This is a genomic window from Edwardsiella anguillarum ET080813 (assembly GCF_000264765.2).
GTDB classification, from domain to species: Bacteria; Pseudomonadota; Gammaproteobacteria; order Enterobacterales; family Enterobacteriaceae; genus Edwardsiella; species Edwardsiella anguillarum.
In genome coordinates, this window is record NZ_CP006664.1 from 3,810,313 (window position 1) to 3,831,799 (window position 21,487).

The 21,487-nt window shown below is 59.3% G+C and carries 20 protein-coding genes; 13 read left to right on the plus strand and 7 right to left on the minus strand.

All coding sequences use genetic code 11. The features are described from left to right. Positions 1-237: 237 nt before the first annotated feature. The 6 genes from folM (at position 238) to agp (ending at position 6,953) form a co-directional block, all read left to right on the plus strand. On the plus strand, positions 238-960 hold the full coding sequence (gene folM, locus ETEE_RS17120; protein ID WP_034163404.1) for a dihydromonapterin reductase: 723 nt from the start codon (positions 238-240) through the stop codon (positions 958-960). A 22-nt stretch (positions 961-982) separates the two neighbouring features. Further along, a complete protein-coding gene (gene rstA / locus ETEE_RS17125; protein WP_034163403.1) occupies positions 983-1,705 on the plus strand; it encodes a two-component system response regulator RstA in 723 nt (240 codons plus the stop codon). 5 nt (positions 1,706-1,710) lie between these two features. Next, on the plus strand, positions 1,711-3,021 hold the full coding sequence (gene rstB, locus ETEE_RS17130; RefSeq protein ID WP_034163402.1) for a two-component system sensor histidine kinase RstB: 1,311 nt from the start codon (positions 1,711-1,713) through the stop codon (positions 3,019-3,021). A 49-nt stretch (positions 3,022-3,070) separates the two neighbouring features. Beyond that, positions 3,071-4,585, plus strand: a complete 1,515-nt coding sequence (locus tag ETEE_RS17135) for a carboxypeptidase M32 (RefSeq protein WP_034163401.1) — start codon at positions 3,071-3,073, stop codon at positions 4,583-4,585. Between the two features lie 387 nt (positions 4,586-4,972). Further along, a complete protein-coding gene (locus ETEE_RS17140) occupies positions 4,973-5,455 on the plus strand; it encodes a GNAT family N-acetyltransferase (RefSeq protein WP_034163400.1) in 483 nt (160 codons plus the stop codon). Between the two features lie 259 nt (positions 5,456-5,714). Next, positions 5,715-6,953: a bifunctional glucose-1-phosphatase/inositol phosphatase gene (gene agp / locus ETEE_RS17145; RefSeq protein WP_034163399.1), complete on the plus strand. Its 1,239-nt coding sequence runs from the start codon at positions 5,715-5,717 to the stop codon at positions 6,951-6,953. A 213-nt stretch (positions 6,954-7,166) separates the two neighbouring features. Here the strand turns inward: agp and ETEE_RS20495 are convergent, their stop codons facing one another. Then, positions 7,167-7,616 (minus strand): MmcQ/YjbR family DNA-binding protein, encoded by a 450-nt coding sequence (locus tag ETEE_RS20495; RefSeq protein ID WP_081926443.1) that lies wholly within the window; start codon positions 7,614-7,616, stop codon positions 7,167-7,169. A gap of 156 nt (positions 7,617-7,772) precedes the next feature. Here ETEE_RS20495 and ETEE_RS17150 point away from each other — a divergent pair, with 156 nt between their 5' ends. From ETEE_RS17150 to ETEE_RS17160, 4 genes are all read left to right on the plus strand, one after another. Beyond that, positions 7,773-8,342 carry a recombinase family protein gene (locus ETEE_RS17150; protein WP_034163398.1) on the plus strand — a complete coding sequence of 190 codons (570 nt, stop codon included), beginning with the start codon at positions 7,773-7,775 and terminating at the stop codon, positions 8,340-8,342. Positions 8,343-8,382: 40 nt separating this feature from the next. Beyond that, positions 8,383-9,249, plus strand: coding sequence for a YopJ/AvrA family T3SS effector serine/threonine acetyltransferase (locus tag ETEE_RS17155; RefSeq protein ID WP_034163397.1), 867 nt, complete (start codon positions 8,383-8,385; stop codon positions 9,247-9,249). 764 nt (positions 9,250-10,013) lie between these two features. Then, positions 10,014-10,094, plus strand: coding sequence for a small membrane protein YdgU (ydgU, locus tag ETEE_RS22420; protein WP_455709036.1), 81 nt, complete (start codon positions 10,014-10,016; stop codon positions 10,092-10,094). A gap of 79 nt (positions 10,095-10,173) precedes the next feature. Then, positions 10,174-10,986 carry a trypsin-like serine peptidase gene (locus tag ETEE_RS17160; RefSeq protein ID WP_034163396.1) on the plus strand — a complete coding sequence of 271 codons (813 nt, stop codon included), beginning with the start codon at positions 10,174-10,176 and terminating at the stop codon, positions 10,984-10,986. 18 nt (positions 10,987-11,004) lie between these two features. On the opposite strand, the gene hrpA is transcribed toward ETEE_RS17160, so the two are convergent. From hrpA to ETEE_RS17180, 4 genes are all read right to left on the minus strand, one after another. Next, positions 11,005-14,889 carry an ATP-dependent RNA helicase HrpA gene (gene hrpA / locus ETEE_RS17165; RefSeq protein ID WP_034163460.1) on the minus strand — a complete coding sequence of 1,295 codons (3,885 nt, stop codon included), beginning with the start codon at positions 14,887-14,889 and terminating at the stop codon, positions 11,005-11,007. 147 nt (positions 14,890-15,036) lie between these two features. After that, positions 15,037-15,363, minus strand: a complete 327-nt coding sequence (locus ETEE_RS17170) for a YdbL family probable chaperone protein (RefSeq protein ID WP_012848608.1) — start codon at positions 15,361-15,363, stop codon at positions 15,037-15,039. 9 nt (positions 15,364-15,372) lie between these two features. After that, entirely contained in the window at positions 15,373-15,567 is a 195-nt protein-coding gene (locus ETEE_RS17175) for a YnbE family lipoprotein (RefSeq protein ID WP_012848609.1), read from the minus strand. Continuing rightward, positions 15,560-18,163 (minus strand): YdbH family protein, encoded by a 2,604-nt coding sequence (locus tag ETEE_RS17180; protein ID WP_034163395.1) that lies wholly within the window; start codon positions 18,161-18,163, stop codon positions 15,560-15,562. The genes ETEE_RS17175 and ETEE_RS17180 overlap by 8 nt, the downstream gene beginning before the upstream one ends. Positions 18,164-18,382: 219 nt before the next feature. On the opposite strand from ETEE_RS17180, the gene ETEE_RS17185 reads away from it, so the two are divergent. After that, positions 18,383-19,375, plus strand: coding sequence for a 2-hydroxyacid dehydrogenase (locus ETEE_RS17185; protein WP_034163394.1), 993 nt, complete (start codon positions 18,383-18,385; stop codon positions 19,373-19,375). A 73-nt stretch (positions 19,376-19,448) separates the two neighbouring features. Here ETEE_RS17185 and ETEE_RS17190 read toward each other — a convergent pair whose 3' ends face one another. Further along, the gene (locus ETEE_RS17190; protein ID WP_015461515.1) at positions 19,449-19,655 is read right to left on the minus strand and encodes a hypothetical protein; all 207 of its coding nucleotides are present in this window, start codon (positions 19,653-19,655) and stop codon (positions 19,449-19,451) included. A 287-nt stretch (positions 19,656-19,942) separates the two neighbouring features. Between ETEE_RS17190 and ETEE_RS17195 the strand changes: the two genes are divergently transcribed. Continuing rightward, entirely contained in the window at positions 19,943-20,356 is a 414-nt protein-coding gene (locus ETEE_RS17195; protein ID WP_034163393.1) for an META domain-containing protein, read from the plus strand. Positions 20,357-20,370: 14 nt separating this feature from the next. On the opposite strand, the gene ETEE_RS17200 is transcribed toward ETEE_RS17195, so the two are convergent. Then, positions 20,371-20,628 carry a putative hemolysin gene (locus ETEE_RS17200; RefSeq protein ID WP_034163392.1) on the minus strand — a complete coding sequence of 86 codons (258 nt, stop codon included), beginning with the start codon at positions 20,626-20,628 and terminating at the stop codon, positions 20,371-20,373. A gap of 190 nt (positions 20,629-20,818) precedes the next feature. On the opposite strand from ETEE_RS17200, the gene ETEE_RS17205 reads away from it, so the two are divergent. Next, the gene (locus ETEE_RS17205) at positions 20,819-21,472 is read left to right on the plus strand and encodes an MgtC/SapB family protein (protein ID WP_034163391.1); all 654 of its coding nucleotides are present in this window, start codon (positions 20,819-20,821) and stop codon (positions 21,470-21,472) included. Positions 21,473-21,487: the final 15 nt, after the last annotated feature.

Genomic DNA, 21,487 nt, shown 5'->3' on the forward strand with positions numbered 1-21,487 from the left:
TTTGTGATGAAGCGCACATCAGTAGCATCATGATCATATCCTCTGACGCACGGATGCTTTCTCTATTGCGCCCTATTCATTTACACTCTATTAACGCCATGGGCGTTGGTATATAGCAAATGACATAATTGCCCGGCGTATTTTAACCTTTACGGTACATATCCAGCGCACTGATAATACGGTGGACCGTAACGGTATCGCACAGCCGCATACCTTTTTCAGTTAAGGAAATCGCAGATGGATACGCAGTCCATGCCACCGGTGGTGATCACCGGCGGCGCCCGCCGCGTCGGACTGGCGCTGGCCCTCTCCCTGCTGGCCAGAGAGATCCCCGTATTGGTAGCCTACCGCAGTGAATACCCGGCCCTAGCATCGCTGCGTCAGGCCGGGGCGCTCTGCCTACAGTGTGACTTCTCGACGACGGAGGGAATCTATGACTTCGCCGCGCGGGTGCAACGCATCACGCCGCGCTTGAGGGCGCTGATACACAACGCCAGCGCCTGGCAGGCCGAACGCCCCGACGTCGCGCCGGAGCAGACGCTCAATGCTATGCTGCAGATCCACGTCCACACGCCCTACTTGCTGAATCTGCTGCTGGAGCCCCTGCTGCGTGGACAGGGTGACGCCGGCGCCGATATCATCCATTTGACCGATTATGTTGTCGAGCGCGGCAGCGACAGCCATATCGCCTATGCCGCCGGTAAGGCCGCGCTGGACAATATGACGCGCTCCTTTGCTCGCAAGCTGGCACCAGAGGTCAAAGTCAACGCCATCGCCCCGGCGCTGATCCTGTTCAACCCGCAGGATGATGAGGCCTATCGACAAAAAGCGCTGGATAAGTCGCTGATGAAAATTGCCGCAGGCGAACAAGAGATTGTCAATGCCATTGACTTCCTGTTGAATAGTCGTTTCATTACCGGTCGTACCATAGGGGTAGACGGTGGCCGCCCCCTGCGCTAGCCGTTAACCAGGTGTAGAGACGATGAGCAGAATTGTATTTGTTGAGGATGATCCCGACGTAGGCCAGCTGATTGCCGCCTATCTGGGAAAACATGACATTGATGTCACGCTGGAGCCGCGCGGCGATACCGCCTTTGACACCATCCTTCGGCTAATGCCGGATCTGGTGATGCTGGATATCATGCTGCCGGGTAAGGATGGTATGAGCCTATGCCGGGACTTGAGGCCGGCTTACGCTGGGCCCATCGTGCTACTGACCTCGCTCGACAGCGATATGAACCATATCTTGTCGCTGGAGATGGGTGCCAGTGACTATATTCTGAAAACGACGCCGCCGGCGGTGCTGCTGGCGCGCCTGCGTCTGCATCTGCGCCAGCATGCGACGCCGCAGCCGGAGAGTACGGGCCGCGCACCGGCGCCGTCGGCCCGCCTCAATCCGCTGCAGCTCGGTCAACTCTGTATCGATCCGGTCAACCGCGAGGTACGCCTCGCCAGCGCGGAGGTGCATCTCTCCACCTCCGATTTTGACCTGCTGTGGGAGCTGGCGACCCACGCCGGCACCATTATGGATCGCGATGCCCTGCTGCAGAATCTGCGCGGCGTCAGCTATGACGGTCTGGATCGCAGTATCGATGTGGCCATCTCCCGTCTGCGCCGCAAGCTGCACGATACCGGGCCCGAGCCCGTACGCATCAAGACCGTACGCAATAAGGGATACCTGTTTGCGCCTAACGCCTGGGAATAGTACCGATGCGCAAACTGTTCATTCAGTTTTACCTGCTGCTGTTCGTCTGCTTCCTGGTGATGGCGATGCTGGTCGGGCTGGTCTATAAGGTCACCGCCGAGCGCGCCGGCCGTCAGTCGATGGATGATCTGATGAAAAGCTCGCTGTATCTGATCCGCAGCCAGCTGCGTGAGATCCCGCCGCGCGATTGGAACAAGACCATCGACAAACTCGACTGGAATCTATCGTTTCAGTTTCATATCGAGCCTCTCGGCAAGCGCCATCTCTCCCCTGGACAGGATCGTAAACTGCGCGAGGGCGAGATCGTCGCATTGGACAGCGAATACACTTTTTTACAGCGCATTCCACGCAGCCACTATGTCCTGGCGGTCGGACCAATCCCCTACCTGTTTTTCCTGCATGAGATGCGCCTGTTTGATTTTGCCCTGATGCTGCTTATCGGACTCTCGCTGGCGCTGCCGGTATTTCTGTGGATGCGCCCCCACTGGCAGGACCTGCTCAGGCTGGAAAACGCCGCCCAGCGCCTGGGCGAAGGACATCTGCAGGAGCGAACGCACTTTGACAGCACCTCCAGCCTGCATCGCCTCGGGGTTGCGTTTAACCGTATGGCCGACAATATTAATACCCTGATCGCCAGCAAGAAGCAGCTGATTGACGGGATTGCCCACGAGCTGCGGACACCGCTGGTACGCCTGCGCTACCGGCTGGCCATGAGCGATGGCCTCAGCGCCGAGGAGCAGGCGGCGATCAATCGTGATATCGGTCAGTTGGAGGGATTGATCGATGAGCTGCTGACCTATGCACGCCTCGATCGTCCCCAGGTCAGCACCCATCTGGAGGCGATCGACCTGCCCGCCTGGCTGGAGGATAAGGCCAATGAGCTGCGCCAGATGCATCCTCAGCAGCAGATCTTGCTGGATATCCCCCATCGGGGTGATTTCGGTGCTATCGATATCCGCCTGTTCGAGCGCCTGCTGGATAATCTGATCAACAACGCCCTGCGCTATAATCAGGACAAGCTCCGTATCGGGCTGTGGTTTGACGGCGATAATGGCTGCCTCCAGGTGGAGGATGATGGGCCCGGTATTCCCGCCGCAGAGCGCGAGCGGGTCTTCGAACCCTTTGTCCGGCTGGATCCCAGCCGCGATCGCGCCACCGGCGGCTGTGGCCTGGGGCTGGCCATCGTCTACAGTATCGTGCAGGCCTATCAGGGGCAGATCGCGATTAGCAGTTCGTCGCTGGGCGGCGCCTGTTTCCTGTTTACCTGGCCACGTCATAGCGCTACGCTTCCTTTGGCGCCCGCCGCCTCAGCCTGACCCCCATCCCCCTACTAACGGCCCCCGGTGGGCCGTGGAGTCGCTATATATGACCAGTGCCTACCAACGTTTGGAAACGATCTTTCAGCGCCTGGCGCGCTTTGACCACCTTTCAGCCATCGCCGGCTGGGATATGCAGACCTATATGCCGCCCGGCGGCAGCGTCGCCCGCTCAGAGGCGCTCACCGAGCTTAGTCTGCTAATGCACCGGATCCTGTGCGACGAGGAGACCGGCGTCTGGCTGCAGCGCGCCGCGCAGGAGAGCCTCAGCGATGAGCAGCGCGCTAATCTGGCCGAAATGCAGCGCCGCTACGCGCAGGCCAGCCTGCTCCCCGCCGCCCTGGTCGAGGAGAAATCCCTGGCCGGAATGCGCTGCGAGCATGCCTGGCGGACGCAGCGCGCCAATAATGACTGGCATGGATTTATGGAGAATCTGCGCCCAGTCGTCCGGCTAAGCCGGGAAGAGGCCAAAATCCGCGCCGACCACGCCGGATGCAGCCGCTATGATGCCCTGCTAGATCTGTATGAGCCGGGGATGAATAGCGCGCGCCTCGACACCCTGTTCGGCGAGATTAAAGGCTGGCTGCCCACGCTGCTGCAGCAAGTAGTGGAACGGCAGCAGCGCACGCCGCCACGGTTGCCGCGCGGGCCATTCGATGAGGAGGCGCAGCGCCGGCTGGGGCTGCGTATCATGACGCAGCTGGGCTTCGACTTTGTCCACGGTCGCCTGGACGTCAGCGCCCATCCCTTTTGCGGCGGCGTCCCCCAGGACGTTCGTATCACCACCCGCTATAGCCGCGATGACTTTCTTAGCGCGCTGCTGGGCGTCGTGCATGAAACCGGTCATGCCCGCTATGAGCAAAATCTCCCGCAGGCCTGGGCGGGGCAACCGCTGGGCGAGGCGCGCTCTACCGCCATCCATGAGTCCCAGAGCCTGTTTTTTGAGATGCAGCTGGCGCGCAGCCACGGCTTTCTGAACTTCCTGCGCCCGTGGGTTATCGAGGCCTTCGGCGACGATCCGGCCTTCAGCGCGGAAAACTTTGTCCGCCTCAATCAGCGCGTCAAGCCCGGCTATATCCGGGTCGATGCCGATGAGGTCAGCTATCCGGCGCACATCATTTTGCGCTATGAGATCGAACGGGCGCTAATTGAGGGCGAGATTGAGGTAGAGGACATTCCGGCGCTCTGGGATAGCCAGATGCGCCGTACGCTGGGGCTGAGCACCGCCGGCAACTACCGCGACGGCTGCATGCAGGATATTCACTGGACTGACGGCGCCTTTGGCTACTTCCCCACCTATACCCTCGGCGCGATGTATGCTGCGCAGCTGTACGCCGCCGCCCGCCGGGATATCGCCGATCTCCCGGCGCAGATCGCCGCCGGCGATATCGCACCGATCGGCCACTGGCTGCGTCAACATATCTGGTGCCACGGCTCACGCTGGGACACCGATACCCTGATCCGCAACGTCTGCGGTGAGCCGTTGAACCCAGACTACCTGCGACGCCACCTGGAGCAGCGCTATCTTGGCTCTCCGCAGGAAACAGAAGATAGTTTACGATAAGGCATGTGTGCATATTCCGCGCTACGGGAGGGCATGGGCGATTATCGTCTTTCTCGATAGCCTAGAAAATCGCGATGCGATCCCACTCTCGGCGTTATTGCCGACGCCGCGCGGGATCGCGGAGCCTGTTGGGTATAAACAGCGTTTGCACAATGCGCCGCAGCGCCGCAAGTCCATTCTATTTGGTGGCGGCTCCGTTTTTTCTGCATCAGAGAGGTCGTTATAACGCCCCGCTATATCGGCGTGGCCGTGCCAAGCACAGCCGTCCCTTGTCAGGTCTAGGTTGGTTGTCGCTGGAAGCGCCGGAATAACGCTGAAACGGCAGCGCTAACACCATAAACGACGAATTTATCAGCCGGGATCTCCCCACCTGACCAGCGAGGTTTGATGAAAATAAGAAGGTTTAGACATGGGGATGAAATGACGTTATTCCGCGTCTTTCTCTCTTCTGTACATACCATTGCATCACGCTACTACACTCGTGAACAAATCACAGCCTGGGCTCCCGCCGATATCGACCCAGAACAATGGGCCAGCCACATGCGGGAGCTGCGTCCCTTTATCGTTGAGATAAAGGGCGAAATCGCTGGATACGCCGATATTCAGCCCAATGGATACATAGACCATTTCTTTGTCTCGGGAACCTGCTCCGGCCAAGGCGTCGGGACATTATTGATGAATCGCCTTCATGAAGAGGCCATCCGGCTCGGAGTGAGTGCGCTTACGTCAAATGTAAGCCAGGCTGCCGAACGGTTCTTTATGCGACATGGTTTTCATGTGGTGAAGAGAGGGTTCCCTGTCTGCCGGGGCGTGAGATTACAGCAGGCTACAATGAGAAAAAACATTACAAAACAACAAAATAACACATAAACATTATCTCCTGCATGCCTAACCTGCACGCTGAGCGCACACTCTGCCCCAATGGCGCCTAGGCGCCGTCCCTGTGGAGATAAAGCGGCAAAGCCGCGGGTGCCTTTCCGGCTGAGAGACGCCGCCGCTTATGCGATGGCCCGCGCCTGCCGGTAAAGTCTACACGCAGCGTAGGTGTAACTTTGCGGTATAGCGCCAGGCAAATTATCGCCAACCTGTCACACTTTTGCGGCGTATTAAAAAAGCGAAGGAGTTAGGGATGAAAAAACAGATAGTCGCAGTCGTTGTCGGGGCACTGCTAGCGGCCGGCGCCGTGCAGGCGCAAGGTGAACCGCAGGGATACCAGCTGCAGCAGGTGCTGATCATGAGCCGGCACAATCTACGAGCCCCACTGGCCAATAACGGGAGCGTGCTGGAGCAATCAACAGCCAAAGCCTGGCCGCAGTGGGATGTCCCGGGCGGACAGCTCACCACCAAAGGCGGCGTGCTAGAGGTGTACATGGGGCACTATGTGCGTGAATGGCTGGCGCAGCAGGGGCTTATCAACAGCGGCGAATGTCCTGCCCCCGAGGCGGTGTATGCCTACGCCAACAGCCTGCAGCGCACCGTCGCTACTGCGCAGTTCTTCATTACCGGCGCGTTTCCGGGGTGCGATATCGCGGTGCATCACCAGGATAAGATGGGCACCATGGATCCCACGTTTAATCCGGTGATTACGGATGCCTCTCCGGCGTTTCGCGAACAGGCGCTGAAGGCGATGGAGAGTGAGCGGCAGAAAATGCAGCTGGGCGATAGCTACAGGCTGCTGGCGAAGATCGTAGACTATCAAGACTCCCCGGCATGCAAAGAGAAGCACCTGTGTTCGCTGGCGGACGGAAAGGATCATTTTAGCGCTAACCTGGGGCAGGAGCCGAGCGTCTCCGGGCCGCTGAAGATCGGTAATTCGCTGGTCGATGCATTTACCCTGCAGTATTACCAAGGTTTTCCGGCGGATCAGGTCGCATGGGGCGAGATCAACACCGACGCGCAGTGGCAGCGTCTGTCGCAGCTGAAAAACGGCTATCAAGACAGCCTGTTTACCTCCCCGGCGGTGGCGCGTAACGTCGCCAAGCCGCTGGTAAAATACCTGGATAAGGCGCTGGTGACCGACGCGGCGAAAGCGCCGAAGATAACCCTACTGGTGGGACATGATTCGAATATCGCCTCGCTGCTGACGGCGCTGGATTTCAAACCCTACCGGCTGCATGACCAGTATGAACGTACGCCCATCGGCGGAAAAATCGTATTCCAGCGCTGGCGGGATACGGCAAAAAACCGAGAGATGATGAAGATTGAGTACCTGTATCAAAGCACCCGCCAGCTACGCGATGCCGCGCCCCTGACGCTGGCGTCACCGCCGCAGCGGGTGACGCTTGCGCTCAGCGGCTGTCCGATAGATGCCAACGGCTTTTGTCCGGTCGAACAATTTAATGCGGTGCTGAATCACGCGGCGCAGTAATCTTACACCGATACGGCTCGGGGATGACGCTCAGCGCCCTCCCCGGGCCTGCGACTGGAGAGGTAAAATGCCGCCCGGCGCCCTGTCTCGCACCGGGGTTATCACCTGTCGCCGGAGCGAACATATCAATATCACCGGATGATTTTACAGCGTGATAAAACGGTGAGCGCGCGGATCGGTCAGGGCGTAGGGCGTGTTTAACCATCGGCTCACCTACCGTAATGATGTCACCCACCACACAGGCAGCCCACCGGCGAAGTTAGGTGGCGAAGTCATCGCACGCGTGGCCGCCAGCGCGAAGCTATTGCCTATGCGCCTACAAATCTCAGCGAGAGGAACCGCGCCGTCTAGGTGAATAGTGCTCCAGTATTTTTGGTTCATGTGATAACCAGGAAAATATCTTCTGCCATCGACCAACGTAGAAATATCGTCCGGAGCCATTTTTGCATTGATAATTTCAACCATGCGCTTGTCGATACCGCCCCGCTTTTCGCTCTTTACGCGCAGTATGGCGCCGTACCACTTTCCATTGCCTTCCCATCGGGAGATGACATTATCAGGCGTGCGCGGCCATAAAAATTCCAGCTCGCTGTGATATTTTTCTCTGGTAGACTGAATGATCTCTTTTGCCTGCTCAGTTTTAAACGGATTTGGGGTAGTGATCGGGTAGCTGCGATAACGGCCAACGTTTCTTCACTTTATCACGACGCATCAACGAACGTTTTTGTAACCATGCCTATCCCAACGTAACCATACCGTCTTGTGAACTGTAGAAATATATTGCAATATAAAAATAAATGGTAACCGGAAATCGAAATTATGCTCATCGGTTATGCCCGAGTTTCGACACAGGAACAGGATACTCAGGCTCAGATCTCAGCACTAAAGTCAGCCGTGTGTGAACTGATACGCCAGGAAAGAGCATCGAGCAGACGATGGGATCGCCTCGAGTTACCACGACTTTTGCAACGGTTACGCAGGGATGATCAGGTTATTGTATGGAAATTGGACCGTCTTTCCCGCTATCTGAAGGATTTATTGCTGGCGCAGGAGAAGATTGAAAACATAGGGGATGATTTCCGCAGCATTACCGAAAATATTGACAGATCCTCTCCGGCAGGAAGGATGATGATGCAGATCGCTGGCTCCTTTGCCGTATTTGAACGTGCTATGCTTCGTAAGCGGACAAGAAACGGACTTGCGGCGGCACACCAGGAGGGGCGGACAGATGGACGAGGCCCTAAAAAATCACCCTCCCAGCACCCAAAAAAGATTGTCTCGCTCGTCACATCGGGGCAGAAAACAGGCGCTGATGCTGTCCATCTGTTCCGGGTTCACCCATCAACGATTGGACGTCTTATTGCAAGGCAGCGTTTATTCGGAACATAAAATTCATATCACTGGTATTCCCCTGAATGAGGATAAATAAATGATTGGACCCATATCACAAACAAACGGATTCGGTGGTTTATTAAACGAAGACACCCCCACCTTAATTAACAATGAAGAACTTAAAAATATTATAACACAGTTGGAAGCTGATATAGAGGATGGCTCCTGGCCCCATAAAATTTATTCAAGCACGGATATGAAAATCATGCCCGCATTGGTGGCACAGGCGAACAATAAATTTCCAGAAATGAATCTTAATTTCATTAAATCGCCACAGGATCTTTCTCTAGAAATAAAAAATAAAATAGATAATGGGGCTGAGTCTTCCAAGTTCATAATTAATATGGGGGATAAGGGCATACATTTTAGTGTAATTGATTATAAACATATAAATGGAAAAACATCTCTGATATTGTTTGAGCCAGCAAACTTCAACAGTATGGGGCCAGCGATGTTGGCATTAAGGACAAAAATAGCAATTGAGCGTTATCAATTACCTGATTGCCATTTCTCTATGGTGGAAATGGATATTCAGCGAAGCTCATCTGAATGTGGTATTTTTAGTCTAGCGCTGGCAAAAAAACTTTATACAGAGAGGAATGAATTGTTGAAAATACATGAAGATAATATCAACGGTACATTAACTGATAGTGAAACGCCCCTCCCCCACGATAAGCTGGATCCGTATCTCCCGGTAACTTTTTACAAACATACTCAGGGTAAAAAACGCCTTGATGAATATTTAAATACTAATCCACAGGGAGCGGCTACTGTTATTAACAAAAAAAATGAAACTATCCTTAACAGGTTTGATAAAAATCAATCGATTATAGACGGAAAGGAGCTGTCAGTTTCGGCACATAAAAAGAGAGTGACTGAATATAAAACACTTCTCAAACCATAACGGACTTTGGAAGTCTTAATCAACAAAAGCGCTAAGTTGAAAAATGAAACGGATCTGGGATGAACTGGCTGAACACGGGAGTCTGAGGTTTGACGAATCCCGACAGCTCAAACCAAGCCTGCCAGAAACCACCTGCCATTTTCTGTTCAGCTTAAGTTTTATCAAAACACAGGGTGTTTCCCTTCAACAATTTCTTTTTCATCCTCCTCACGAATCTTACCAACAAAGGCGCCGGTTACCGATCTGATACAATATGAATTCTTCCTCCGTGAGCCTGTCCACCATCGCCGCTGAAGTCATTACGGCATCAGCGGATGCAAAACGGTGCCATCATCAGGCTTGTTCCTGGCATTGAGCAAACGGCTAACGTGGGAGCCAGAGGGAATGACCTCATCAGCCAATACGCATGAGGTCATTCCCCCTTCCCCTTATCAGTATCAGAGATAAATCGGCGGGTGAGCTCAATCGAGCGGCCGTCAAAGAGCACCTTGCCCGGCGGTGCGCCAGACCTCTCTTTCGCCAATCCAGGAGCTTTATGCCATGAGTCAACCGCAGCGCTTCCTTTTCTGAATAGCGGCTGTGACTTTCCGTTAAGGCGTTGGCCTCAGGAGATGAGGGAAATAAATCATATGCATGTTGTAACTAATTAAAGAATCCGACGGCAGCGTACAAAGGGTTACATGCCGAAACCATTCCCCCACAGTCGGGGCTCGGCCAATCTTCTACCATTATCCTATCGGCCCGCTCTGACTCTGGGTACTCCTATGTTCCGTCACTATCGCTTCGAGCTGTTGATGCTATTGCTCATTCTATGCGCCATCATCGCAGCCTGTTTTTATGTTTAGCTGCATCAGATGACGTGCATAGCGCACCGCCGATTGACTACACTGTCGATAGATAACACGACGATTCACGGAATTAACCATGCGCTTTCCTGCCCTTTTGAGCATTACGCTGTTATTAACTCCCTGGCTACCGCACGCCGCCCTGGCGGATGACGGGCTTACTCCTTATCAGCAGCGACAGCTGTTTTTCGGTCACGACGATCGCGATCGCGTCAGTGAGGTCGCCGACTGGCCATGGAACGCCATCGGTCAGGTCGAAACCGCCAGCGGCAATCTGTGTACCGCAACCCTGATAGCGCCGCGCTGGGCGCTGACGGCGGGTCACTGCCTGCTGGCGCCGCCGGGGAAAATCGATCGCGCCGTCGCGCTACGCTTTATATCTCAGGACGGTAAGTGGCGCTATCAGTCACCTCATCTACAGACGCGGGTCAATCCGCAGCTGTACAAAAAGCTCAAGGCCGACGGCGATGGCTGGATCGTTCCACCGGCGGCGGCGGCGCAGGATTATGGATTGGTGGAAATCACGGCCGGCCCCCTGCCCGATCTGCGTCCGCTGCCGGTATGGCAAGGGACGCAGAAGGCGCTGAGCGCCGCGCTGAAGGCGCAGCGCCGCCAGGTCACCCAGGCCGGCTATCCACAGGATCATCTGGATGTCCTCTATCGCCACCGCGACTGCCTCATCACCGGCTGGGCACAGAGCGGCGTGCTGAGCCACCGCTGCGATACGCTGCCGGGCGACAGCGGATCGCCGCTGCTGATGCGCCAGGCGGCCGGATGGACGCTGGTCGCGATCCAAAGCTCGGCGCCAGCGGCGGAAAACCGGGCGCTGGCCGATAATCGCGCCGTCGCCGTTACCGCGATCAACGCGGGGCTGCAGCGCCTGATGCGCTGATGCACCGAGGCGGCGCGGCTATGGCTGCTCCGCCGCCTCCATCGCCTGCAGGATACGCTTGTCTGACACCGGATAGGGCGTACCCAGCTGCTGGGCAAAATAGCTGACGCGCAGCTCCTCGATCATCCAGCGGATAGCCAGCACCTCCGGCGCCTGATGCCGCACCGACGGTAGACGGTTACGCCACTGCTGCCAGGCCTGCTGTACCTGTTCAACGCGCAGCATCTGAGCCCGATCGCGGTGTGGGTCGATGCCCAGCTTCTCCAGGCGACGTTCGATAGCGTGCAGATAGCGCTCCACATCCGCCAGGCGATCCGCGCCGGTGGCCGTGACAAAGCCCCGGTAGATAAGCCCACCCATCTGCGCCTTGATATCGGAGAGGGCCAGCGCCATCGTCATGTCTACCCGCCCTTTCAGACGCTTATTGATCCCGTTGGCACAGGTCAGAATGCGCTCGACCTGTGCGGCAATCGCGACAACCGTCTCATTCAGCTCGCCGCGCACCCGCTCATGCAGCGCCTCAAATGCCGCGCTCTCCCAGACGGCGCCGCCGTGGCGCGCCACCAGTGTATCCACGCCGCAGGCGATGCAGTCGTCGATCAGCTCCAGCACCTTGCCATAGGGATTAAAATAGAGTCCCAGCTTGGCCTTGTTCGGCAGTTTTTCATGTAGATACTTCACCGGAGATGGAATATTCAGCAGCAGCAGCCGGCGCAGGCCGGTGCGCATCGCCTGTTGCTGTTCCTGTTCGGTCTCAAAGAGCCGGATCGCCACGCTCTCTTTCTCATCCACCAGCGCCGGGTAGGCCTTGATGGCATAGCCGCCGCGCTTTTGCTCATAGCACTGTGGCAGCTGGCCAAAGCTCCACAGATGCAGCCCCGCTTGCTCAAGGCCATCGTCCGCCACCGCCGACAAGGTTTGCTGCACACGATCCTTCAAACGCTGCTTCAGCGCCTCCAGCGACTTACCTTCGGCCAGTGGCCGGTTACGATCGTCCAGCACCCGGAACGTTACGCTCAGGTGATCGGGCAACTGATCCAGCTGCCAGTCATCGCGTGACACCGTCACACCCGTCATGCGGCGCAGCTCACGCTCCATCGACTCCAGCAGCGGCAGCTCAAAGGGCGTCGCACGGGCCAGAAAGGCATCGGCATAGTTGGGCGCCGGCACAAAGTTACGCCGCTGCGGCTTCGGCAGCGACTTGATCAGCGCCATCACCCGCTCACGGCGAATACCGGGGATCTGCCAATCAAAATCGCGATCCTCGATCTGATTCAGGATCGCCAGCGGAATATGCACCGTCACGCCGTCGGCGTCCGCGCCCGGCTCGAACTGATAGGAAAGACGCAGGCGAAAGTTGCCCTGCTGCCAGGCGTTGGGGTAATCCTGCGCGCTGATGCGGGCCGCCCCCTCTTTGATCAGCATCGACTTTTCAAAGTTGAGCAGCTCAGGCTGCGCAGCCCCCGCTTTCTTCCACCAGCTGTCGAAGTGGCGCACCGACACCACCTCTTGACCGATCCGGCGGTCATAAAAAGCAAACAACGTCTCGTCATCCACCAGAATATCGCGGCGACGCGATTTGTGCTCCAGCTCTTCGACCTCGCTGCGCAGGCGCTGATTGGCGCGCATAAAGGCGTGCTTTGTCTGCCACTCCCCCTGAACCAGGGCATGGCGGATAAACAGCTCTCGGCACAGTAGCGGATCGATACGTCCGTAGTTGACCCGCCGCTCGTTGACGATCGGCAGACCATACAGCGTGACCTTCTCGCTGGCCATCACCGCCCCCTGGCTTTTCTCCCAGTGCGGATCGCTATAGCTGCGCTTAATCAGGTGCTGTGCCAAGGGCTCGATCCACTCCGGATCGATACGGGCAGCGACGCGTCCCCACAGGCGGGAGGTCTCCACCAGCTCCGCCACCATCGCCCACTTGGGCGGCTTCTTAAACAGCGACGAGCCGGGGAAAATGGCGAAACGGGCGTTGCGTGCGCCGGTAAACTCCTGCTTTTCGACATCTTTCTGCCCGATGTGGGAGAGCAGACCGCTCAACAGCGCGCAGTGCAGCGCCCGGTAATCGGCGGGAGTACTGTTAATATGGAATCCCAGCGATTTCACCGACTGACGTAGCTGGGTATAGATATCCTGCCACTCGCGCACCCGCAGATAGTTGAGAAATTCGCTTTTACACAGCCTGCGCAGCTGGTTGGCGGAGAGCGCCTGCTGCTGTTCGCGCAGATAGTTCCACAGATTGACCAGCGCCAGAAAGTCGCTCTCTTTATCGCTGAAGCGACGGTGCTTCTCATCCGCCGCCTGGGGACGATCGGCGGGCCGTTCACGCGGGTCCTGAATCGACAGCCCGGCGGCGATCACCATCACCTCGCGCAGGGCGCCGTTGCGCTCCCCTTCGATCACCATGCGCGCCAGACGCGGATCGATGGGCAGCTGCGCCAGCTGACGTCCCAGCGCGGTCAGTTGCTGGTGTCCACGCGCATTGACAGTGACCGCGCCCAGCTCCTCCAGCAGGCGCACCCCATCCTGAATATTGCGCTTGTCCGGCGCCTCGACAAAGGGGAAGGCGGCAATATCGCCCAGCCCCAGCGCCGTCATCTGCAGGATCACCGACGCGAGATTGGTGCGCAGGATCTCCGGATCGGTAAAGGCGGGACGCGACAGGAAGTCCTGTTCATCGTACAGCCGGATACAGATCCCGTCGGAGACACGGCCGCAGCGCCCTTTACGCTGATTGGCCGACGCCTGGGATATCGGCTCAATCGGCAGCCGCTGAACCTTGGTGCGATAGCTGTAGCGACTGATGCGCGCCGTACCGGGATCGATAACATATTTGATCCCCGGCACCGTCAGCGAGGTCTCCGCCACGTTGGTCGCCAGCACAATACGCCGCCCGCTATGGGCGTGAAAGACCCGGTTCTGCTCGGCGGCGGACAGGCGAGCATACAGCGGCAGCACCTCGGTATGGGGGAGTTCAAGGCGGTTCAGCGCATCAGCGGTATCGCGGATCTCACGCTCACCGCTCATAAAGATCAGAATATCGCCCGGCGCCTCATGGCGCAGCTCATCCACCGCATCGATAATCGCCTGGGTCTGATCGCGATCGCCTTCACCATCGGCGATAGGCCGGTAGCGCACCTCAACCGGATAGGTACGTCCGGACACCTCGACGATCGGCGCATTATTGAAGTGGCGGGAGAAACGCTGCGGATCAATGGTCGCCGAGGTGATGATCACCTTGAGGTCAGGACGCCTGGGCAGCAGCTGGCGCAGATAGCCCAGGATAAAGTCGATGTTCAGGCTGCGTTCGTGGGCCTCATCGATGATCAGCGTGTCATACTGCATCAGCAGGCGGTCCTGCTGGATCTCCGCCAGCAGGATCCCGTCGGTCATCAGCTTGACCAGCGTGTTGTCGCCGACCCGATCGCTAAAGCGTACCTTATAGCCCACGCAGCTGCCCAGCGGGGTATCCAGCTCATGGGCGATACGCTCTGCCACCGAACGGGCAGCCAGGCGGCGCGGCTGACTGTGACCAATCATCCCGCGCACCCCGCGCCCCAGCGCCAGACACATTTTGGGCAGCTGGGTCGTTTTACCGGACCCGGTCTCCCCGGCGACAATCACCACCTGATTATCGCGGATCGCCGCCAGCAGCGCCTCGCTCTTCTGGCTGACCGGCAGCCCCGGCGGATAGCTAATCGTCGGACAGACGGCGCGCCGGTTGGCCGTCGCCTGACGCGCCCGGGCGATCTCCTCCGCCAGCGTCGCGGCGGTCGCCTGCAGGGTATCGGGTTGGGTGATCTTATTGGCGCCCTGGAGACGGCGCATCAAACGCTGGCGATCGCGCAGCATGACATCATCAAGCTGGTCGGCCAGCGCACCAAGCGGGGATTTCACGTTCAGAATTCCTTGGAAAGGCGCCGGTGCGATACGCATTCGCCCGGCGCGGCAGTTGATATCCTGTTATCTCCCTATCTTACCACAGACGGGCACGGGGTCAGAGTGTGACAGGGCGCGCACTTTACCCCCGACCTCCGGCGCTGATCACGGCTTGCGCAGCCACATGCCGTTAATGCCCTGCACGTAGTCGCCGGGCCGAGCGCGGGCCACCAGCTTTTCGCCCGCCAGGCGCGCCACGCTGTCGCGACTGACGCCGTTGCTCTGCGCCAGCGCCTGATAGCTTTCCGCCCGCCCCCGGTTGACCCGCGCCACCAGCGCCAGCGTCTCGGCGTCCTGACTGCGGGCGGCCAGATAGCCGCTGAGGGTCTCCCCGACCCGCCCGCTAGCACGGGCCTCATCCAGCGTTACCGCCCGCAGCGGCAGGCTCAGTGCCAGCGCAGCGCAAAACAGCAGAATCCGATAACGTTTCACCCCTCCTCCTTAGAACAGCCCAGGCTTGGACTTCAGCAGGGTTTCAACCTCTTTATCCAGCGTAATGTGAATGTCATGCTCAATCTTCACGTTCATATTGATGGTGATAGGCTGGGTGGGCGCCGCGACCTCGATGCGCGGCGTACATCCCGTGGCCCACAGCGCCAGCAGCAACGCCGGCAGCGCAAAATTACGGTTACTCATGCTGACTCCTCGTTGCCCGGGAGAGGCGGGACTGCAGCCACTCCTGTACGTTATCGCCGAAGCGCAGGCTGCGCCACAGCTGGAATACATTCTCCTGCTGGCGGTAGTTGAGTTCGATAACCCGCCGATGGTCCTTCTGTCGATTAATGCCGTACAGCGTCGCATCCAGCGTCAGCTCCCCCAGATTACTGAGATCGATCCAGGTGTGGGAGCGCCCCACCTCCAGATAGCGCAGCCAGTCAAGGGCCACCCCGCCGATGGGGTTATTGCTGACGATGGCATCCACCATATCCTTGTCCAGACGCAGCGTGACGGGACGGGCGTTACCCAGCCAGCCGCGGTGAATAATCCACTGCGGATTATGCAGATAAAGCGGCAGCTCGCCATCCACCTTGCCCGACAGGGCAAACTGCTTCACCTTCAGCGCGGTGATCAGCTCACTCAGCTCAATATCATGCAGCCGCAGCAGCGTGGGCTGATGCTGCGGCAGACGCAGACTGGAAAAACCGGCCTCGCCCCCCAGCATGTCGGTCGTCACGTCGCTCAGGGTCAGCGGGTAGGTCTCGTCGTATGGGTAATAGCCCTGCAGATCGGCGCGGATCTTCCGCAGATCGAACTGATTGACCAGTCGATCGACGCGCAGAGTGACCGGCGTATGCGGGCCGAGCTGCCAGCGACTGTCGTGCAGCCGATAAGGCAGCGTCAGATCCATACCGTCTACCGTGCCATCCTTTAACCACAGACCAACGCCCTTAGCCTGCAGATGCCCCCCGGCGACAAAGCCCTGGCCGCGCGCCGCCGAAAAGGCCGCCTGGGCATGGAATCGTCCCTCGCGCAGGCGTACCCCCAGCGACGGCGTCAGCAGCGGCTGAAAGACCGTGACCGGCTGGCTGGCCCACCAGGCTTGGCCGCGCAGACGCGCACCATCCCAACGTCCATCCAGCCGAATCGGACCGATGGCGCCAGCGCGCAGATCGCCGCGCAGCTGCATCGCCGCCGGCGATTCACCCTGCGCCGTCAGCTGGAGACGCGGCGTGGGCAGATAGCCGCCGTGGGTAAAGTCAATCCGCTGGGCGGCAAGGGCAAATCCGGCGCGGAATGCCGCATGCTGTGACGCCCGCAGCCACATCAGCGGCTGGGTCAGGGTCAGACGCGGGCGGATGACCCGCGCCAGCCCATAGGTCAGGCGATCGAAGCCGGCGGAGAGATAGTCCAGGTGCAGCGCATCATCCTGCCAGGCGCCCTGCCCGCTAACGTCCCAGCGCGCCCGCAGCGGCGGCATCTGCCCTTTTCCCCAATAGCGCCAGCGCCAAAGCCCCTTATCGGGGCGAAACGCCTCGGCCTGGCCGTCCAGGTGCAGCTGCCCCTGACCCCAGTAGCGGTGGCTGACGCGCAGAATGGCCTGGAGACGCCCGCTGACGCCGTCGCGGCTGATACGCACCCCCGCCAGCGGCCAGCGCACCTCCTGCAGGGTGGTCTGGTCATCGGTTTTACCCCAGATACGCAGCAGCGCGCCGGGCAGCAGCCTCAGGGAGGGATCCCCGGGCGTACCGCTGACCTGCGCATCGAGGGCGGCGGAAAACGACAGACCGCCATGATTCGCCAAGCCGTTCAGGCGCAGGGGAAAAGCCCGCGCCTGAAAATCCAGCCGCCCCGGCCCCAGCTGCATCACCATGTTGGCCTTTCCCTGCGTCCCCCGCGTCAGCATATTGACCCGTCCCTGCAGCTGGGCATGTCGCCACCCCTGTAACCAATCGCGCAGTTGCAGGTCGATGCCACCCTGCAGCAGCTGAGGCCCATAGGGCCAAAACCACTGCCCGCCGCTGACCGTCAGCGCCCCCTGCAGCTGTTGCCAGGGTAGATCGACCAGCGGACGAGGCTGATCCAGAGCATTGAGCAGCAGGCGCCCTCCCTGTCGCTGCCAGACCAACCGTAGGCGTAGAGGGTGCGGCAGCCCGGACAGGCGAAACTGCGCCTGCAGCAGCCCTCCCGGCGGCACGGTCGCGAGATCCAGCCCCAGCGCTATCTTCCCCTGCAGCTGCAGGGCATCATCGAGCTGCGGCAGTCGCAGCAGCAGCGATCGCACGCTCAGGGCCTGATGCTCCAGCGCCAGATCCAGCTTAAGCTGCTCGCCGTCCAGGCCGATACGCTGGGTGCCGTCCTGATTATTCAGTCGGAGCATCCCGCCGTAGCGCTGCCACGGTAGGATATTGAGACGCCCGATGTTCAGGGTCAGGGGCGGCAGGGAGTGCTGCAGCGAGGCGATCGACGGCATGGAGCCCCCGCTGGGCGCGGCAGAGAGACAGCGGCTGTCCAGATCGACCGTATCGGCATTGAGCTGCCAGTGCGGACGCCGGTAGCTCAGCGCCGCGCCGCGCAGGCTCAGCAGCGGACACGCGGCCAGACGATAGTCCAGCCGCGGCAGCCGCAGGGCGCCGTCGGACCAGTATGGCCGGGCGGGGATAATCACCTCGGCGCCGGCCGGCAGCCAGGGACGCAGCGCCGCAGACAGCCAGTAGGGCGAACTCCACCACGCCGCTACGCCGCCCGACAGTAACACCGCCACGCCTATCGCACCGATATATCGCTTTTTCACTCGCACTCCCTCACTCGCACTCCCCACCCATTACGCCACGGCACCGCACCCTATCATACTTACCAGTTTAGCTAAATGTACCCCGGAGGACAGTGGATTAATCTATTGCCATTCAAGGCGCTAACAGGAAAAAATGATTTACATCACACTTCCCCACCCATTTTGTCCACCTTCTCTATTTTTGCTATGATGATCACAATTTCAGCTGGGGGAATATTTATGAAACTCGCCATCTACAGCACCAAACAATACGACCGAAAATATATTGAGCTGGTAAATAAGCAGTTCGGCTTTGAACTGGAGTTTTTTGACTTTCTGCTGCGCCCACAGACGGTGAAAACCGCCCAGGGGTTCGATGCGGTCTGCATTTTTGTCAACGATGACGGCGGACGCGAAGTGCTGGAGCAGTTGGCCGCCATGGGGATTCGTATCGTCGCCCTGCGCTGCGCCGGCTTTAACAACGTCGATCTGGATGCCGCCAACGCGCTGGGTATCGAAGTGGTTCGCGTACCGGCCTACTCGCCGGAGGCGGTCGCCGAGCATACCGTCGGCATGATGCTGACCCTTAACCGTCGAATTCACCGCGCCTATCAGCGCACCCGCGACGCTAACTTCTCGCTCGAGGGGCTGATCGGGTTCAACATGCATAACCGTACCGCCGGCGTCATCGGCACCGGGAAAATAGGGATCGCCACGATGCGCATCCTCAAGGGATTCGGCATGCGTATCCTGGCATTCGATCCCTATCCCAACCCACAGGCGCTGGAGCTCGGCGCAGAGTATGTCGATCTGAAGACCCTGTATGCCCAGTCCGACGTCATTACCCTGCACTGTCCACTGACGCCGGAGAACCACCATCTGTTAAACCAGGATGCCTTTGCCCAAATGAAAGACGGGGTCATGATCATCAATACCAGCCGCGGCGGCCTGATCGATTCCTGCGCCGCCATCGATGCGCTGAAGCAACAGAAGATCGGCGCCCTGGGCATGGACGTGTACGAAAATGAGCGCGACCTGTTCTTTGAGGACAAGTCCAACGACGTGATCCAGGACGACGTGTTCCGCCGCCTCTCCGCCTGCCATAACGTGCTGTTTACCGGCCACCAGGCTTTCCTGACTGAAGAGGCCTTGATCAGCATCTCGCTGACCACCCTGCAAAACATCGATGATCTGATCCAGCATCGCCACTGCCCGAACCGGCTTACCGCCTGATCGCCACACTCTCCTTGGCGCACAAAAAAACCCGCTGCGGCGGGTTTTTTCGTCCACGATTTGCGGCGGCGGCCTACACCAACTCCTCCTGCGTATAGCGCTGGCGATAGTAGGCGAGACGCTCGTTGAACAGCGCCCGCTGTTTCGCCGTCATGTTTCCCTGTACCTCGGTCGCACTGATATTGCGCCCCTGTGACTCCATCATTGCAATACTGCTGGCCAGAAAATCCATGGTGTTTGTGCTAAACGCAGCCGCCGGCCGGTCGGATACCATCGCCATTCGCACACTCCTCTTTCTGTATTGATGCTGATGCCAATTGCCTGTCAAAATCATCGCCGGCGTCCGTGCTGCGGACGGTGGCGACCGGCGCAGAAAACGCGCCGCACATTGCGCTACGGTGATAGCGGGTTGACGGACATCGTGCCCGTCATCGCCGTTGTCTCGCGGGATTGCCGTACGAATAACAAGTATAGATGAGACAGAGAAAGCTGCCGTGAAAAGCGGGACATCATTGCATTTATTCTACGCTCCGCCCGCGGATACCCCCTCTGGAGAGAGAAACTGATATGAAACGGATCCTGCCCCCCCTGCTGTGCACCCTGCTCGGCGCCTGCAGCGCCCCGCCGACGGCGCAGCAGCTGCTGCACCATCGCTATGTTCTGCAGGCGATCGACGGCCATCCCCTCGCGAAGGCTCCCCGCGCGCCGACCCCGGATCTGGAGTTTGGTGAAAGCCTGTGGCTCAGCGCCAGCCTGTGCGGCCAGCTGAGTGGCTGGGCCACCCTGCGGCTGGGCACGCTGCGCATCGCGGCGCCGCAGCGCACGCCGGCGCCCTGCCCCGATCCCGCCTGGCAGCCGACGCAGCGCCGTCTGGAGACGATGCTGCGGCACGGCGCCCGACTCACGCTGCAAGGAGAGACCCTGGAGCTGCGCGATGCGCAGGGATCGGTGCTGCGCTATAGGCTACGCGACTGGATGTAGCGCCTGCCGCACGATCAGTTGGGGCAGCGGCCGCTGATCACCCCCCGCTCCGTACAGCGTTTGCCGTCCGGCAGCTGGCACTGTACCAGCGACGTCCCGTCCAGCTGATGCACCAGCGCGACCTCGCCGCCGGCCAGCGCGCACCCCTCGCTCAGCGCCGCGCTGGCGGCGATAGGTGAGCGCCCGCCGGCCGTCTGCGCCGCGGGCTCGCTGGCGCAGCCTGATAGCATCACGGCCAGCAGCCCCCCGACCCCCATAGCAACCCCTCTCATGCTCATCACTCCCCTGACATAAAACGTAACGCTTTGCCGCCCAGCCCCGCCGCGCCAGAGCGCCATCGGCACGGGGCAAGCGCGCGGAATCTTTGTTACCATAGCCCCGCAGGCTAAAGATAGCGTGGCATGGGTTTTTACGCCGAATAATGGCGGAAAACAAGCGGGTAGATAACAACGAGAGGTTAGCATGGTCACCGACTTATTGCTGCGCGTCGCCCTGGCGGGGCTACTGGGCGGTTTAATCGGCCTTGAGCGTCAGCTGCGGGCCAAAGAGGCCGGGCTGCGCACCCATATTTTGGTCGGTATCGGCAGCGCACTGTTTATGATCGTCTCCAAGTATGGCTTTGCCGATATTCTCGGGCTCTCCCACGTCGGGCTGGATCCCAGCCGTATCGCCGCGCAGGTCGTCTCCGGCATGGGGTTTCTCGGCGCGGGGACGATTATTATTCAGAAGCAGGCTGTTAAAGGGCTGACGACCGCCGCCGGCATGTGGGTGACGGCCGCGATTGGGCTGGTGATCGGCAGCGGACTGTATGAGATTGGGATTTACGGCACGCTGATGACGCTGATCGTGCTGGAGCTATTCCGCCAGCTGAGCAATCTGCTGCTGGGAGAGCACCACGGCCTGATCATCCATCTGCCGCCGGAAGAGGTCAGCGCGCTGCTGCTGACGCTGCAGCAGCTGAATCTGAAGCCGGAGCGCCTGTCGCTGCGCCAGCGACAGGAGGAGACGCTGTGCGAGATCCGCCTGGAGATCACCCTGCGCCCCCGGCAGCGCGTCGGTGAGCTGTATCAGCAGCTGCAGAAGCTTGACGCCATTCGCTTTCTCGAAATTCGCTGAGCGCCGCCGTCCGCG